The sequence below is a fragment of the Streptomyces sp. NPDC042002 genome, assembly GCF_055588305.1.
Genome location: NZ_JBVJCT010000001.1, coordinates 591614 through 607017, shown reverse-complemented (window position 1 = coordinate 607017; position 15404 = coordinate 591614). Strand labels below are relative to the sequence as shown.

Below are 15404 nucleotides of genomic sequence, written 5' to 3'. Positions count from 1 at the left end.
ACCCAACAACCACCCCCCCCCCCCCCCCCCCCCCCCCCCCCCCCCCCCCCCCCCCCCCCCCCCCCCCCCCCCCCCCCCCGTCCGTCGTAGGGGCGGGTTCACTCCGTCGGGGCCCAGTAGTCGGTCAGGGCGCCCGATCCGGGCTCCAGGGACTTCCAGGGGCCGTCGAAGGACAGCACCGCGAAGGCGGCGGTATGGAAACCGTGGGCTTGCATCCGCGCACGGGTGTCGCCCTCGGCCTGGCCCGCCAGGACATCGGCGAGGCCGTGTACACCCGGGTTGTGACCGATCAGGATCACGTTGTGCGCGTCGTCCGGGGTCTCGTTGAGCACGGCGATCAGCTCGCCCGGCGAGGCTTCGTAGAGCCGCTCCTCATAGACCGTTTTCGGCCGGTGCGGGAGCTCCTGGACGGCGTGCTTCCATGTCTCGCGGGTCCGGATCGCGGTGGAGCAAAGGGCCAGGTCCAGGGGGATGCCGATGTCTGCCAGCCTGCGTCCGGCGACGGCGGCGTCCATGCGGCCCCGGTCGGCGAGCGGCCGCTCATGGTCGGACATCTGCGGCCAGTCGGCTTTCGCATGCCGGAAGAGGACGATCCTGCGGGGTTCTGCGACGCTCATGCGTCCCAGCTTCGCACGAAACATGCCATGGGGCGCAGGGAGTTGATGCGGTCCCCCGGCGGGGGTAATGCCCTGCCCCGTCAGGGGTGATGCCGTACCCCTTGGGAGGTGGAGCGGTCTCCCCGGGTTGCGGACGGCGTCCGGCTGTGCGGGATGGCGCGATCCGGAATGGCTCAGTGGGGCGTGGCTTGATTGCGGTGGGTGGGGCCTCGGCGGCTTACGGAGTGTTGTGCAGGAACGTCTGCTGGACGCGCTCGAACATGTGGGTGATCGCCGGGTCGCTGCCCGCGGCGTGCGCGTCCGCCGGGTTGAGGATCATGAGCAGCAGGGAGATGAAGGCGAGCGTGGGCAGGGCGAGGGCCCACCAGGGCAGCCGGATGTCCACGCGGCCCGTGGTCGCCGGGTGGGGCCGGGTGTGCGTAGGGGCCGACATGCCGCCTCCGTGAGTCTTCGAGTGGTCCTGGACCGCGTCTCACGGTCACAACTCGAAGTTACGGACTCAGCGGCCGGCAACCCATCCGGTGATCCACCCACTTGACCCTGACACTCGCCCCCTAGGGGATGGGGGGTTAGCCCTACCTCCGGGCGAGAGGGCGGTTCCGCGTCCGGGGCGGCGCGTTCTGGAGGGGCGTGCGGGCGCTACGGCACGGGTGCGGCGACGGTCAGGGTGACGCCGTCTGCGGCGGGGCTCCGCCGATCACGGGGACGCGAAGGACGCGATGATGCCGATGATCACCGTGATGGCCAGCATCGCGCCGAGCACGAGCAGCAGCTTCTTCTGGCCGTTCTGGGGGTTCGGGTCGAGCACAGGCATGCGGCAAGTCTCGCACCCTTCGTCCGCCGTGCCGCCGCCGGGGGCCCGTTTCCCGTCTCCAGGTCACCAGGGCACCGGCCATGGGCCACCGGGTCACCGGGTCACCGGGCGGCCTCGTCCTCCACCGTGCGGTTGCGGCCCGCCAGGATGCCGACGCCGATCTGCGGGACCATGAGCCCGGCCATCATCGCGAGCGGCAGGCCCCATCCGCCGCTGTGCTGGTACAGCACACCCACGAGCAGCGGGCCCGGGATCGAGATCAGATAGCCGGTGCTCTGCGCGAACGCCGACAGCTTGGCCACACCGGCGCCGGTCCGGGCCCGCATGCCGACCATGGTGAGGGCCAGCGGAAAGGCGCAGTTGGAGACACCGAGCAACAGGGCCCAGGCCCAGGCACCCGCCGCCGGAGCCAGATAGAGGCCCGCGTATCCGGCGAGTCCGCAGAGGCCGAGGGCGACCACGATGGGCCCCTGGTGGGGCAGGCGGGTGGCGAGGCGCGGGATGACGAAGGCCAGCGGCACGCCCATCACCATGGTGACGGCGAGGAGCAGTCCGGCGGTGCCGGCGGCGACGCCCGCGTCGCGGAAGATCTGTGCCATCCAGCCCATCGTGATGTAGGCGGCGGTGGCCTGGAGGCCGAAGAAGACGGCGAGCGCCCAGGCCGTACGGCTGCGGGTGATGCGCAGCCCGTCGGGCTCGTGCCGGGTGACGACGGGACCAGTGACGACGGGACCAGCGGGCCCGAGATCACCGGTGCGGGCCGCGGTGGCAGCGGCAGGCACCAGATCACCGATACGACCGGTGCCGGACGCGACGGACCCACGGTCACCGGCACGGACCGCGGCGGACGCGACGGACCCACGGTCACCGGTGGGAGAATCGGCGCCCCGCGCGCGTGCCAGCAGAATCCACGGGACGACGGCCGCCGCCGCGAGGCCCGCCCACACCACGAGCCCGGACTGCCAGTCGCCGCCCAGGGCGTCGGTCATCGGGACGGTCACCGCGGCGGCGGTCGAGGTGCCGAGCGCGAGGGCCATCGAGTAGAGGCCCGTCATGGAGCCGACCTTGTCGGGGAACCAGCGCTTGACGATCACCGGCATCAGGACGTTGCTGACGGCGATGCCCATGAGCGCGAGCGCGCTGGCGGCCAGGAAGCCGGCCGCGCCCCCGATGTACGGGCGCACGGCCAGGCCCGTCGTGATGGCGACCATGCCCCCGCAGACGACGGCGGCGGACCCGAAGCGGCGGGCGAGCCGCGGTGCCATCACGCCGAAGACGGCGAAGCACAGGGGCGGTACGGAGGTGAGCAGTCCGGCGACGCTGCCGCTCATGCCGAGGCCGTCGCGCACCTCTTCGAGGAGGGCGCCGAGGCTGGTGATGGCCGGACGCAGGTTGAGCGCGGCGAGGACGATGCCGGCGACCACGAGTCGCGTCGTCCACGCGCGCGTGACGGGCGTTTCGGGTGTCGTTTCGGGTGCCGTGCTCTCGGTGGAGCGGCGTATCGCTGGGGACGTCGTCGCCGTCCGGGTCTCCTCGATGGCCATGACGCCCATCATAGAATCATGGGATGATTGGCTGTCCAATCCTGCTGCGTTAATCTCCGGAACCTCCGGCCCCGCGCGAACGACCACACCCGGGCCCGTACGAAGGACCGTCATGCCGCTGAGCCATCCCCGCCGTTCGGCCCTGTCCGAGCAGGTCATCGCCGAGCTGCGGAACCAGATCACCTCGGGCGAGTGGCCGGTGGGCTCCCGTATCCCCACCGAGCCGGAGCTCGTCGACCAGCTCGGCGTCGCCCGCAACACCGTGCGCGAGGCGGTCCGGGCGCTCGCTCACAACGGGCTGCTGGACATCCGGCAGGGCTCCGGCACCTACGTCGTGGCGACCAGCGAGCTGGCGGGCGTGATGCACCGCCGGTTCGCGGACGCCGACCCGCGACACATCGCCGAACTGCGTTCCACGCTGGAGTCGAGTGCCGCCCGGCTGGCCGCCGAGCGGCGCACCGAGCGTGACCTCAAGCAGCTGGACGCCCTCCTCGTACGCCGGGAGGAGGCCTGGGAGTCGGGCGACGCGGAGGCCTTCGTGGCCGCCGACGCGACCTTCCACATGGCGGTGGTGGCCGCGTCCCGCAACGACGTGATGACGGCGATGTACGCGGATCTGGGCGAGGTGCTGCGCGACTGGCTGCGCGAGGACGTCGGCAAGGAGCTGACGCCGGACACGTACATGGACCACGACCGGCTCGTCGACGCGATCAGGACGGGCGACGCGGAGGCCGCCGCCGCGGAGGCGGCGAGCTATCCGTTCCAGTGCCGCCCCGGACGGCCGGGGGGCCAGGGGTAGGCGCGGGCGCCCCCCGCGCCGGGGGGGCCGGACGGATCTTGACCGGCAGGCACGGACCGGGGCGGCCGGCGGCGCGGGCCCGCGGCTGCCGGGAGGGCCGGAGGGCATGACCAGCAGGCGCGGCCCGAAGCGGCCCGCAGGCGCCGGACCGGGCGGCTGAGAGGCGCGGGCCCCGGCGGCCCGCAGGCCCCAGGCACCCGGCCCGGACGACCGGCAGGCGCAGGCTCCGGACCCGGGCGGCCGGACGTCACGGGACCCGCACGTGCGGGCACCGACTGCCGAGCGCGCCGGACCTCATGTCCCGTGGGTGATCCAGACCGTGCGGATCTCCTTCCAGCAGCGGCCGGTCAGCCGGACCGTCATCGCGGGTCCGACGTCGACCGGGGCGCTGTCGCTGTCGATGTCCCACCAGCGGGCGCACTCGACGTGCAGACTGACGCGGTCGGTGCCCACATAGAGGTTGTGGCAGTACGCGACGACATGGGAACCGGTGACGGTGGTCCGGCACTCGGCGCCGAACGGCTGGGGTACTGCGGGCGTCCGGGTCCCCTCGGTCGCACCCTCCACGCGCGGCTGGGGCATCGCTTCGTACGGTACGGCCATCACCAGAGCGACAGCGGCGAACACCGGGGCAAAGCGGCGGGACAGGCGCACAAGGGGACCTCCTCGGCCGTACGGCTGCGGGGCGGTGCGTTCTCCCAGCGTGCGGGTCACGGGGTCCGGGCCGCCCGGTCGAATGGGCCGAACGGGCGACGCCCCGCTCCCCGCGCGCTGCGGGAAACGGGGCGTCGATACGGGGCGTAAGCGTTTACGCGCCGATGGCGTGCAGACCGCCGTCCACGTGGATGATCTCGCCCGTGGTCTTCGGGAACCAGTCGCTCAGCAGGGCGACGACACCCTTGCCGGCCGGCTCCGGGTCCTTGAGGTCCCACTCCAGGGGCGCGCGGGTGTCCCACACCGAGGCGAGCTCGCCGAAGCCCGGGATGGACTTGGCGGCCATGGAGCCGATCGGGCCCGCCGAGATGAGGTTGCAGCGGATGTTCTGCTTGCCCAGGTCGCGCGCCATGTAGCGGCTGGTGGCCTCCAGGGCGGCCTTGGCCGGGCCCATCCAGTCGTACTGCGGCCAGGCGTACTGCGCGTCGAAGGTGAGGCCGACGACGGCACCGCCGTTCTGCATCAGCGGCAGGCAGGCCATGGTCAGCGACTTCAGGGAGAACGCCGAGACGTGCATGGCGGTGGCGACCGACTCGAACGGCGTGTTGAGGAAGTTGCCGCCGAGGGCGTCCTGCGGCGCGAAGCCGATGGAGTGCACGACGCCGTCGAGGCCGCCCAGCTCCTGGCCCACGATGTCGGCGAGACGCCCGAGGTGCTCCTCGTTGGTGACGTCCAGCTCGATGACCTTGGTGGGCTTCGGCAGCTTCCTGGCGATGCGCTCGGTCAGCGTGGGCCGCGGGAACGCGGTCAGGATGATCTCGGCACCCTGCTCCTGGGCCAGCTTGGCGGTGTGGAAGGCGATGGAGGACTCCATCAGCACACCGGTGATAAGGACGCGCTTGCCCTCGAGAATTCCGCTCATGGTGATCAGTGACCCATTCCCAGTCCGCCGTCAACCGGGATGACGGCTCCAGTGATGTACGAGGCGTCGTCCGAGGCGAGGAACCGCACCGTCGCGGCGATCTCCTCGGGCTGCGCGTAACGGCCCAGCGGTACCTGCGACACGATGTTCGCGCGCTGCTCTTCGGTGAGCGACTGCGTCATGTCCGTGTCTACGAAGCCGGGCGCGACGACGTTGAAGGTGAGGTTGCGCGAGCCCAGCTCCCGGGCGAGCGAACGCGCGAAGCCGACCAGGGCGGCCTTGGACGCGGCGTAGTTCGCCTGCCCCGCCGAGCCGAGCAGCCCGACGACCGACGAGATCAGCACGACGCGGCCCTTCTTGGCCCGCAGCATGCCACGGTTGGCGCGCTTGACCACGCGGAAGGTGCCGGTGAGGTTCGTGTCGATGACCGAGGTGAAATCCTCCTCGGACATCCGCATGAGGAGCTGGTCCTTGGTGACGCCGGCGTTGGCGATCAGGACCTCGACCGGGCCGTGCTCGGCTTCGATCTCCTTGTAGGCCTGCTCCACCTGCTCGGTGTCGGTGATGTCGCACTTGACCGCCAGGAAGCCGGCCGGCGGCTCACCGGACCGGTACGTGATCGCGACCTTGTCGCCTGCGTCGGCGAATGCGCGGGCGATGGCGAGGCCGATGCCCCGGTTGCCTCCGGTGACGAGAACCGAGCGGCTCAACGGATCACCCTTTCGTTAGCGGACTGAAACCCCTGCAATACAGGCGCCTTCCCCGAAAACCTATCGGTCCGCCAGGCCTCCCAGAGAATCGGGCACCGACAGTGGGTTCGGGTGACTGCTGTCGGGTCTCTACAGAAAGCCATGGCGGTACGGCCGGAAAGCCGAGGCGGTACGGCCGAAAGACGCGCCGGACGCGCCCGGTCCCGCAAAGGCGTGGCCGCCGGACCCGCCCGCGCGACATGATCGGACCCGACGGGCCACGACAGCAGGGAGACCTCGGTGCCTCATTCCATCGACGAAGCCTTCACGGCGCTACCGCTGCGCGCACTCGCCGACGCCGCGCTCGCGCGGGCGCGGGCGCTGGGCGCCGACCACGCGGACTTCCGGTTCGAGCGGGTGCGCAGCGCGTCCTGGCGGCTGCGCGACGCCAAGCCGGCCGGGTCGTCGGACACCACCGACCTGGGCTACGCGGTACGGGTCGTGCACGGCGGGACCTGGGGGTTCGCGTCGGGCGTGGATCTGACGATGGACGCGGCCGCGAAGGTCGCCTCGCAGGCCGTGGCGATGGCGAAGCTGTCGGCCCAGGTGATCAAGGCGGCCGGTTCCGACGAGCGCGTGGAGCTGGCCCAGGAGCCGGTGCACGCCGAGAAGACGTGGATCTCGTCGTACGAGATCGATCCCTTCTCCGTGCCGGACGAGGAGAAGGCGGGGCTGCTCGCGGACTGGAGCGCGCGGCTGCTGGCGGCCGACGGCGTCAACCACGTCGACGCGTCCCTGCTGACCGTGCACGAGAACAAGTTCTACGCGGACACCGCCGGGACCGTGACCACGCAGCAGCGGGTGCGGCTGCACCCGCAGCTCACCGCGGTCGCCGTCGACGAGTCCAGCGGCGAGTTCGACTCGATGCGGACGATCGCGCCGCCGGCCGGGCGCGGCTGGGAGTACCTGCTGGGCACCGGCTGGGACTGGGACTCCGAGCTGGAGCGGATCCCCGGGCTGCTCGCGGAGAAGATGCGGGCGCCGAGCGTCGAGGCGGGGGTGTACGACCTCGTCGTCGACCCGTCCAACCTGTGGCTGACGATCCACGAGTCCATCGGGCACGCCACCGAGCTGGACCGCGCGCTCGGCTACGAGGCCGCGTACGCCGGTACCTCCTTCGCCACCTTCGACCAGCTCGGCAAGCTCAGGTACGGCTCCGATCTGATGAACGTGACGGGTGACCGCACCGCCGAGCACGGCCTCGCGACCGTCGGGTACGACGACGAGGGCGTCGAGGGCCAGTCGTGGGACCTCGTGAAGGGGGGCACGCTCGTCGGCTACCAGCTGGACCGGCGGATCGCGCGACTGACCGGCTTCGAGCGGTCCAACGGGTGCGCGTACGCCGACTCGCCCCGGCATGTGCCCGTGCAGCGGATGGCCAACGTGTCGCTCCAGCCGGACCCGGGCGGGCTGTCCACCGAGGATCTGATCGGGGGCGTCGACCGCGGCATCTATGTCGTCGGCGACCGGTCCTGGTCCATCGACATGCAGCGCTACAACTTCCAGTTCACCGGCCAGCGCTTCTTCAGGATCGAGAACGGCCGGATCACGGGTCAGCTGCGTGATGTCGCGTACCAGGCGACCACCACCGACTTCTGGGGTTCGATGGCCGCGGTGGGCGGCCCGCAGACGTATGTCCTGGGCGGTGCCTTCAACTGCGGCAAGGCCCAGCCGGGCCAGGTCGCCGCGGTGTCGCACGGCTGCCCGTCCGCCCTCTTCAAGGGCGTCAACATCCTCAACACGACTCAGGAGGCCGGTCGATGAGCGCCCGTACGAGCAAGCCGCATGAGGTCGTCGAGCGCGCCCTCGAACTGTCCCGGGCCGACGGCTGTGTGGTCATCGCCGACGAGCAGTCCACCGCCAACCTGCGCTGGGCGGGCAACACGCTCACCACGAACGGGGTGACGCGCGGGCGCACGCTCACCGTTATCGCCACCGTCGACGGCCGCGAGGGCACCTCGTCCGGTGTGGTCTCGCGCTCGGCGGTGACCGCAGACGAGCTGGAGCCGCTGGTGCTGGCGGCCGAGGCGGCGGCGCGGGGCGCCGGTCCCGCCGAGGACGGCCGACCGCTGGTGACGGGCGTACCGGAGTCCCCCGACTTCACGGACGCGCCCGCCGAGACCTCTTCCACCGTCTTCGCCGACTTCGCTCCTGCGCTCGGCGAATCGTTCGCACGCGCGCGTGCCGGCGGCCGTGAGCTGTACGGGTTCGCCAACCACGAGCTCGTCTCCAGCTACCTCGGTACGTCGACGGGGCTGCGGCTGCGGCACGACCAGCCGAACGGCACGCTGGAGCTCAACGCCAAGTCCCCGGACCGTACGCGTTCGGCATGGGCGGGACGCTCGACGCGGGACTTCAAGGACGTCGACCCGGCGGCGCTGGACGCGGAACTGGCCGTACGGCTCGGTTGGGCCGAGCGGCGCGTCGAGCTGCCCGCCGGGCGCTACGAGACGCTGCTGCCGCCGACCGCCGTCGCGGACCTGCTGATCTACCAGATGTGGTCGGCCGCCGCCCGGGACGCGGCCGAGGGCCGGACCGTCTTCAGCAAGCCGGGGGGCGGCACCCGGATCGGCGAGCGGCTCACCGAGCTGCCGCTGACGCTTCGCAGCGACCCGAACGAGCCGGGTCTGGAGTCCGCTCCCTTCGTCCTCACGCACTCCTCGGGCGACGACGCCTCCGTGTTCGACAACGGGCTGCCGCTCAAGGCCACCGACTGGATCCACCAGGGCGAGCTGCGGCATCTGTCCACCACCCGGCACAGCGCCGAGCTGACCGGGCTGCCGGTGACGCCGACGATCGGGAACCTCGTCCTCGACGGCGGCGAGGACCGCTCCTTGGAGGAGATGGTCGCCGCGACCGAGCGCGGTCTGCTGCTGACCTGCCTCTGGTACATCCGCGAGGTCGACCCGGCGACGCTGCTGCTGACCGGGCTGACCCGGGACGGCGTCTACCTCGTCGAGAACGGCGAGGTCGTGGGCGAGGTGAACAACTTCCGGTTCAACGAGTCGCCGGTGGGCCTGCTGGGGCGGGCCACCGAGGCGGGGCGGACGGAGAAGACGCTGCCCCGGGAATGGAGCGACTGGTTCACCAGGGCCGCGATGCCCGCCCTGCGGGTGCCGGACTTCAATATGAGCTCTGTCAGCCAGGGCGTATAACCTCGTACCTGATTCACGAGACCACTCAAGGAGATACGAGAACCGTGACGGACATCGTCGACGAGCTGAAGTGGCGGGGGCTGTTCTCCCTGTCCACCGACGAAGATGCATTGCGCAAGGCGCTCGCGGACGGTCCCGTCACGTTCTATTGCGGCTTCGACCCGACCGCGCCCAGCCTGCACGTCGGTCACCTGGTGCAGGTGCTCACCATGCGCCGGCTCCAGCAGGCGGGGCTGCGGCCGCTCGCCCTGGTGGGCGGCGCGACGGGTCAGATCGGTGACCCGCGCCCGACGGCCGAGCGCACGCTGAACGACCCGGAGACGGTCGCCAACTGGGTGACACGGCTGCGTTCGCAGATCGAGCCGTTCCTGTCCTTCGAGGGCGAGAACGCCGCGGTCATGGTGAACAACCTGGACTGGACGGCCGGTCTGTCGGCGATCGAGTTCCTGCGGGACATCGGCAAGCACTTCCGCGTCAACAAGATGCTGACCAAGGACTCCGTGGCCCGGCGCCTGGAGTCCGAGGAGGGCATCAGCTACACGGAGTTCAGCTACCAGCTGCTGCAGGGCATGGACTTCCTGGAGCTGTACCGACGCTACGGCTGCACGTTGCAGCAGGGCGGCAGCGACCAGTGGGGCAACCTCACGGCGGGCCTGGACCTGATCCACCGCCTGGAGCCCGGGGCCCATGTGCACGCGCTGGCGACGCCGCTGATGGTCAAGGCGGACGGCACCAAGTTCGGCAAGACCGAGGGCGGCGCCATCTGGCTCGACCCCGAGATGACGACGCCGTACGCGTTCTACCAGTTCTGGCTGAACGTGGACGACCGGGACATCTCGACGTACATGCGCATCCTGTCCTTCAGGTCCCCCGAGGAGCTGGAGGAGCTGGAGAAGCAGACCGAGGAGCGCCCGCAGGCCCGTGCCGCCCAGCGCGCGCTGGCCGAGGAGCTGACGACGCTGGTGCACGGCGCCGACCAGACGGCCGCCGTGATCGCCGCGTCCAAGGCGCTCTTCGGTCAGGGCGAGCTGTCCGACCTCGACGAGCGGACGCTGAGCGCCGCCCTGTCCGAGGTGCCGCACATCCAGGTCGCCGAGGCGGGTCTCGTCGTGGACCTGTTCGCCGAGGTCGGCCTGGTGGCCAGCAAGTCCGCCGCGCGCCGCACGGTCAAGGAGGGCGGGGCGTACGTGAACAACGTCAAGGTCGCCGCCGAGGACGCGGTCCCGGCGGCCGAGGACCTGCTGCACGGGCGCTGGCTGGTGCTGCGCCGGGGCAAGAAGAGCCTGGCCGCGGTCGAGGTCACGGGCGGCTGAGCGTTCCGACGACAGCGAGGGCGCGGGCCGCTTCCCGGATCGGGAAGCGGCCCGCGCCCTTCGTCCGTCCGGGCGGGGTCACGCCCGCTGCTGCGCCTTCTTGTTCCCCCACAGGGCCATGTACGCCATGTCGCCCAGCGCCACGATGACGATCGCGGCGATCAGCTGGAACAGGTGACGGGTCCAGTCGATGCCGGACGTCGCCGCGACGCCGAAGGCGCGCGCGAGGGCATTGCCCACGATGGCGCCGAGCATCCCGAAGATGGTGGTCAGCCAGAGCGGGCTGTGCTGCTTCCCGGGAATGATCGCCTTGGCGATCAGGCCCAGCACGAACCCGACGATGATCGCCCACAACCAGCCCATGTCCGCCTCCTTGTACCGCTCCCCGTGAGCAGTACCGTCAGTCTCTTGCCGTCCGCCATACGGCGCATGTCGGGCGGAGCCGTACGCGCTACGACGCACCATGTCCACCCGTTCAGGACATCCCCCGGTCTCGTAGGCGGCGCAGACGCGGCGTAACGTGGAAGGAGTCCGGGCCCGCTTCCTCGACGGGTTCGTCCGGGTACGGACCGGGGAGCGTGCGACGCAGGCGGGTGGTGGAGTGTGATCAGGAAGCAGAGCAACGTCCAGGTCTTCCGGATCACGGGAGCCAGGCAGAGCCTGGACGACGATGTGCGCGGCCGGCAGCGCCGCTATGTCATCTCGATGTCCGTGCGTACGGTGTCCGTGATCCTGGCGGCCACCCTGTGGAACGTCGAACGGCCTGTCGCTCTCGTCGCGCTGGTTCTCGGGATTCTCCTCCCGTACGTCGCCGTGGTCATCGCCAACGCCGGACGCGAGAACGCGCCCTCGCTCCCCTCGACATTCGTCACCGCCCCGCTGCGTCCGATGATCACACCACCCCGGCAGGACGGCTCCGGGGAAGCGTCTCCCCAGGGCGCCGAAGCCGGTCCCGGGGCGCCGCTGGGGGGCGAACCGCACCACCCGGGCTGAGTTCCGGACCGGGGTCGAACCGACCCCGAACTCGCCGCGGGGCAAGGCCGGTTCAGCCTCGGCCGGGCATCGGAGGTTTCTCCGAAAACGGAATATCGCCGCGCAAACAAGCTCAAGAAAAGCTCAGATCAATCATGTTGTTCCGGTGCCGGGCGGCGGGTTACCCGTGACATACTTCGTACGCGCTCCGCATCCCCCGTCGGAGCGACGGACCGACGCCGGGCAGCTCCCCCCGTGGCTGCTCGGCGTCGCCTTTGTATGCCCTCGGAGCCCCATCCATGAACGGCCGGCCCACCGCGCGGAACGCGTGACGCGAGGCCTCGGCTAGGGTCGGCAGGGTGATTCTGAACGCCCCCGACTCCGGTCCCGCCTCCCCCGTCTGCTCGGCCAAGGCCTGCCGCGCGGATGCCGTGTGGGTGCTCGTCTGGAACAACCCGAAGCTGCACACGCCCGAGCGCCGCAAGACGTGGCTCGCGTGCGAGGAGCACCGCGAGCACCTGTCGGGTTTCCTCGGTGTGCGCGGGTTCCTGAAGGACGTCGTGACGCTCGACGCGTGGGAGGCTTCCCAGCCGGTCGAGCGCGGCGAGGAATAGCCGGCGGACCGCGTCAGCCGCCGATCGCCGACATCGGGCGGTCGGGCTGTACGAACGAGGGGTCGTCCAGGCCCGCTCCTGCCTTCTTGCCCCACATCGCGAGGCGCCAGAGGCGGGCTATCTCCTCGTCGGGCGCGCCCGAGCGCAGCGCGGCCCGCAGATCGGTCTCCTCGGTGGCGAAGAGGCAGGTGCGCACCTGTCCGTCGGCGGTGAGGCGGGTGCGGTCGCAGGCCGCGCAGAACGGGCGGGTGACCGAGGCGATCACGCCGACGCGCTGCGGGCCGCCGTCGACGATCCAGCGCTCGGCCGGTGCGGAGCCGCGCTCGTCGGCGCCTTCCTCGGTGAGCTCGAAGCGGGTGCGCAGCGAGGCCAGGATGTCGCCGGCGGTGACCATGCCGTCGCGCTTCCAGCCGTGCTGGGCGTCCAGGGGCATCTGCTCGATGAAGCGGAGTTCGTAGTCGTGCTCCACGGCCCAGGCCAGCAGGTCCGGGGCTTCGTCGGCGTTCAGGCCCGGCATCAGGACCGAGTTGATCTTGACGGGGGTCAGGCCCGCGTGGTGGGCGGCTTCGAGGCCCTCGATGACGTCCTTGTGGCGGTCACGGCGGGTGAGGGTCTTGAAGACGTCGGGGCGCAGGGTGTCCAGCGAGACGTTCACCCGGTCCAGGCCCGCGGCCTTGAGGGCGGTCGCGGTGCGCTTGAGGCCGATGCCGTTGGTCGTGAGGGACATCTGGGGGCGGGGGGCGAGAGCCGCGACCCGCTCGACGATGCCGGGCAGACCGGGGCGCAGCAGGGGTTCGCCGCCGGTGAAGCGGACCTCCTCGATGCCGAGGCGGGTGACCGCGATCCCTATCAGGCGGACGATCTCGTCGTCCGTGAGCAGATCGGGCTTGGCGAGCCACTGCAGGCCCTCTTCGGGCATGCAGTAGGTGCAGCGGAGGTTGCACCGGTCCGTCAGTGAGACACGCAGGTCGGTGGCGACCCGGCCGTAGGTGTCGATGAGCACGCGGGCCCCCTCCCTCGATGCCGATCTCGTTTTCCGGACACCTGTGAGCCTACGTGACAGGACGGACAACGACGGCGGTCCGATCGCACGAGACGCGGCGCGGGCCCGTCGTAGGGACCTACCAGTGGTGATCCACCGGTGGCCTACGGCGGGCCCGCGCCGTGCCGGTGTCCGAGCCGGTGTCTAGTGCGCTCCGGTGCCCGTCAGGGAGCGGACCTCCAGTTCGGCGTACTTGCCGGCGTCCGGCTCCTCCTTGGACAGGACGGTGCCCAGCCAGCCCAGCAGGAAGCCGACGGGGATGGAGATGAGGCCCGGGTTCTCCAGCGGGAACCAGTGGAAGTCGACGTCCGGGAACATCGAGGCGGGCTTGCCCGAGACCACCGGGGAGAACAGCACGAGGCCGACCGCCGTGACCAGACCTCCGTAGATCGACCAGAGCGCGCCCGGGGTGGTGAACCGCTTCCAGAACAGGCTGTAGAGGATCGTCGGCAGGTTGGCGGAGGCGGCGACCGCGAAGGCGAGCGCGACCAGACCGGCGACGTTGAGGTCGCGGGAGAGGGCGCCCAGCAGGATGGACACGGCGCCGATGCCGACGGTCGCGTACCGGGCGGCCGCCATCTCCTGCTTCTCCGACGCCTGCCCCTTCTTGATGACGTTCGCGTAGATGTCGTGCGCGAAGGAGGAGGACGAGGCGAGCGTCAGTCCCGCGACGACCGCGAGGATCGTGGCGAAGGCGACGGCGGAGATGGTGGCGAGCAGGACCGCGCCCCAGGTGGAGTGGACGCCGCCGAGGTGCAGGGCGAGCAGGGGCGCCGCCGTGTTGCCCGCCTTGTTGGAGGCGATGATCTCGTCCGGTTTGATCAGCGCGGCGGCGCCGAAGCCGAGGGCGAGGGTCATGAGGTAGAAGGTGCCGATGAGGCCGATCGCCCAGTTGACCGACTTCCGCGCGGTCTTGGCGGTGGGCACGGTGTAGAACCGGATCAGGATGTGCGGGAGGCCCGCGGTGCCGAGGACCAGGGCCATGCCGAGCGAGATGAAGTCCAGTTTGGTGGTGGACGTGGCGCCGTACTTGAGGCCGGGTTCCAGGAACGGGGAGCCCTTGCCGCTGTTCTCGGCCGCCTTGCCGAGCAGGTCGGAGATGTTGAAGTGGAACTTCAGCAGCACCAGGAAGGTGAGCAGCAGGGCGCCGACGATCAGCAGGACCGCCTTGACCATCTGCACCCAAGTGGTGCCCTTCATGCCGCCGATGGTGACGTACACGATCATCAGGACGCCGACGAGCGCGACGATGCCGATCTTGCCGCCGTCGCTGGTGATGCCGAGGAGCAGCGAGACGAGGACGCCGGCGCCCGCCATCTGGGCCAGCAGGTAGAAGATCGACACGACGATGGTGGAGGTGCCGGCGGCGGTACGGACCGGGCGCTGGCGCAGGCGGTAGGCGAGGACGTCGCCCATCGTGTAGCGGCCGGAGTTGCGCAGCGGCTCGGCGACCAGGAGCAGGGCCACCAGCCAGGCGACCAGGAAGCCGATGGAGTAGAGGAAGCCGTCGTAGCCGAACAGGGCGATGGCGCCGGCGATGCCGAGGAAGGACGCGGCGGACATGTAGTCGCCGGAGACGGCGAGGCCGTTCTGGAAGCCGGTGAACTGGCGGCCGCCCGCGTAGAAGTCGGCGGCGTCCTTGGTCTGGCGGCCGGCCCAGACGGTGATGACGAGGGTCGCGGCGACGAACACCGCGAACAGGGTGATGATCAGCGGCCGGTGCTGGCTCGCCTCGCCCGCGGCCAGCATCGTGGTGTGCGCGGTCGTCCGTACGGAGCTCATGCGCCGCCCTCCATCCGGGACTTGATGGCGTCGGCCTTGGGGTCGAGCTGGGTGGCCGCGTGCCGCGAGTACCACCAGGCGATGAGGAACGTGGTGAGGAACTGGGCGAGGCCGAGCACCAGGGCGACGTTGACGTTGCCGAACAGCTTGGTGCCCATGAAGTCGTCCGCGTAGTTCGAGAGCAGCACGTACAGCAGGTACCAGAGGATGAATCCGACGGTCAGCGGAAAGGCGAAGGAGCGCTGGGAGCTGCGGAGTTCACCGAATTCGGCGCTCTCCTGCATCTCGACGAACGCCTCGGTGGACGGGAGCGGGGCTCCGGTTTTCGCGGGTGGTGGTGCGTCGGTGGCCACGGTGTCTCCTCGCGTTGCGGGTGCGGTTACGACGGTGGGCGGGTGCTGGTCGGGGGCGGCGGACGGGGGCGGTT

At 70.7% G+C, this 15404-nt stretch carries 17 protein-coding genes; 6 read left to right on the top strand and 11 right to left on the bottom strand.

The genetic code is table 11. The features are described 5' to 3' along the window. Positions 1 to 98: 98 nt before the first annotated feature. From ACZ6KY_RS02660 to ACZ6KY_RS02645, 4 genes are all read right to left on the bottom strand, one after another. The gene (locus ACZ6KY_RS02660) at positions 99 to 617 is read right to left on the bottom strand and encodes a SixA phosphatase family protein (protein ID WP_469308459.1); all 519 of its coding nucleotides are present in this window, start codon (positions 615 to 617) and stop codon (positions 99 to 101) included. Between the two features lie 217 nt (positions 618 to 834). Next, on the bottom strand, positions 835 to 1050 hold the full coding sequence (locus ACZ6KY_RS02655; protein ID WP_469308458.1) for a hypothetical protein: 216 nt from the start codon (positions 1048 to 1050) through the stop codon (positions 835 to 837). A 264-nt stretch (positions 1051 to 1314) separates the two neighbouring features. Next, a complete protein-coding gene (locus tag ACZ6KY_RS02650; RefSeq protein ID WP_469308457.1) occupies positions 1315 to 1431 on the bottom strand; it encodes an SGM_5486 family transporter-associated protein in 117 nt (38 codons plus the stop codon). A 101-nt stretch (positions 1432 to 1532) separates the two neighbouring features. Further along, on the bottom strand, positions 1533 to 2975 hold the full coding sequence (locus ACZ6KY_RS02645; RefSeq protein WP_469308456.1) for a CynX/NimT family MFS transporter: 1443 nt from the start codon (positions 2973 to 2975) through the stop codon (positions 1533 to 1535). Positions 2976 to 3087: 112 nt separating this feature from the next. On the opposite strand from ACZ6KY_RS02645, the gene ACZ6KY_RS02640 reads away from it, so the two are divergent. After that, entirely contained in the window at positions 3088 to 3774 is a 687-nt protein-coding gene (locus ACZ6KY_RS02640; RefSeq protein WP_469308455.1) for a FadR/GntR family transcriptional regulator, read from the top strand. 294 nt (positions 3775 to 4068) lie between these two features. Here ACZ6KY_RS02640 and ACZ6KY_RS02635 read toward each other — a convergent pair whose 3' ends face one another. From ACZ6KY_RS02635 to fabG, 3 genes are all read right to left on the bottom strand, one after another. Then, on the bottom strand, positions 4069 to 4428 hold the full coding sequence (locus ACZ6KY_RS02635) for a hypothetical protein (RefSeq protein ID WP_469308454.1): 360 nt from the start codon (positions 4426 to 4428) through the stop codon (positions 4069 to 4071). Positions 4429 to 4582: 154 nt separating this feature from the next. After that, positions 4583 to 5350: an enoyl-ACP reductase FabI gene (gene fabI, locus ACZ6KY_RS02630; RefSeq protein WP_469308453.1), complete on the bottom strand. Its 768-nt coding sequence runs from the start codon at positions 5348 to 5350 to the stop codon at positions 4583 to 4585. Positions 5351 to 5355: 5 nt separating this feature from the next. Further along, on the bottom strand, positions 5356 to 6060 hold the full coding sequence (fabG, locus tag ACZ6KY_RS02625; protein ID WP_467761029.1) for a 3-oxoacyl-[acyl-carrier-protein] reductase: 705 nt from the start codon (positions 6058 to 6060) through the stop codon (positions 5356 to 5358). Positions 6061 to 6339: 279 nt separating this feature from the next. On the opposite strand from fabG, the gene ACZ6KY_RS02620 reads away from it, so the two are divergent. Genes ACZ6KY_RS02620 through tyrS form a run of 3 tightly spaced genes read left to right on the top strand, consistent with a single transcriptional unit; the run spans position 6340 to position 10567 of the window. Beyond that, the gene (locus tag ACZ6KY_RS02620; protein WP_469308452.1) at positions 6340 to 7863 is read left to right on the top strand and encodes a TldD/PmbA family protein; all 1524 of its coding nucleotides are present in this window, start codon (positions 6340 to 6342) and stop codon (positions 7861 to 7863) included. Next, entirely contained in the window at positions 7860 to 9254 is a 1395-nt protein-coding gene (locus ACZ6KY_RS02615; RefSeq protein ID WP_469308451.1) for a metallopeptidase TldD-related protein, read from the top strand. Before ACZ6KY_RS02620 ends, ACZ6KY_RS02615 begins: the two co-directional genes overlap by 4 nt. A 44-nt stretch (positions 9255 to 9298) precedes the next feature. Beyond that, positions 9299 to 10567 carry a tyrosine--tRNA ligase gene (tyrS, locus tag ACZ6KY_RS02610; RefSeq protein WP_328556309.1) on the top strand — a complete coding sequence of 423 codons (1269 nt, stop codon included), beginning with the start codon at positions 9299 to 9301 and terminating at the stop codon, positions 10565 to 10567. A gap of 78 nt (positions 10568 to 10645) precedes the next feature. Here the strand turns inward: tyrS and ACZ6KY_RS02605 are convergent, their stop codons facing one another. Further along, complete coding sequence (locus tag ACZ6KY_RS02605) at positions 10646 to 10930, bottom strand: GlsB/YeaQ/YmgE family stress response membrane protein (protein WP_328556308.1); 285 nt, start codon at positions 10928 to 10930, stop codon at positions 10646 to 10648. Positions 10931 to 11173: 243 nt separating this feature from the next. Here ACZ6KY_RS02605 and ACZ6KY_RS02600 point away from each other — a divergent pair, with 243 nt between their 5' ends. Both ACZ6KY_RS02600 and ACZ6KY_RS02595 read left to right on the top strand, forming a co-directional pair. After that, complete coding sequence (locus ACZ6KY_RS02600; protein WP_469308507.1) at positions 11174 to 11560, top strand: DUF3099 domain-containing protein; 387 nt, start codon at positions 11174 to 11176, stop codon at positions 11558 to 11560. A gap of 338 nt (positions 11561 to 11898) precedes the next feature. Beyond that, positions 11899 to 12153, top strand: coding sequence for a hypothetical protein (locus tag ACZ6KY_RS02595; protein ID WP_469308450.1), 255 nt, complete (start codon positions 11899 to 11901; stop codon positions 12151 to 12153). 13 nt (positions 12154 to 12166) lie between these two features. Here the strand turns inward: ACZ6KY_RS02595 and moaA are convergent, their stop codons facing one another. From moaA to ACZ6KY_RS02580, 3 genes are all read right to left on the bottom strand, one after another. Then, the gene (gene moaA, locus ACZ6KY_RS02590) at positions 12167 to 13156 is read right to left on the bottom strand and encodes a GTP 3',8-cyclase MoaA (protein WP_469308449.1); all 990 of its coding nucleotides are present in this window, start codon (positions 13154 to 13156) and stop codon (positions 12167 to 12169) included. Between the two features lie 183 nt (positions 13157 to 13339). Then, on the bottom strand, positions 13340 to 14977 hold the full coding sequence (locus tag ACZ6KY_RS02585; protein WP_469308448.1) for a solute symporter family protein: 1638 nt from the start codon (positions 14975 to 14977) through the stop codon (positions 13340 to 13342). Next, the gene (locus tag ACZ6KY_RS02580; RefSeq protein WP_469308447.1) at positions 14974 to 15330 is read right to left on the bottom strand and encodes a DUF485 domain-containing protein; all 357 of its coding nucleotides are present in this window, start codon (positions 15328 to 15330) and stop codon (positions 14974 to 14976) included. Before ACZ6KY_RS02580 ends, ACZ6KY_RS02585 begins: the two co-directional genes overlap by 4 nt. Positions 15331 to 15404: the final 74 nt, after the last annotated feature.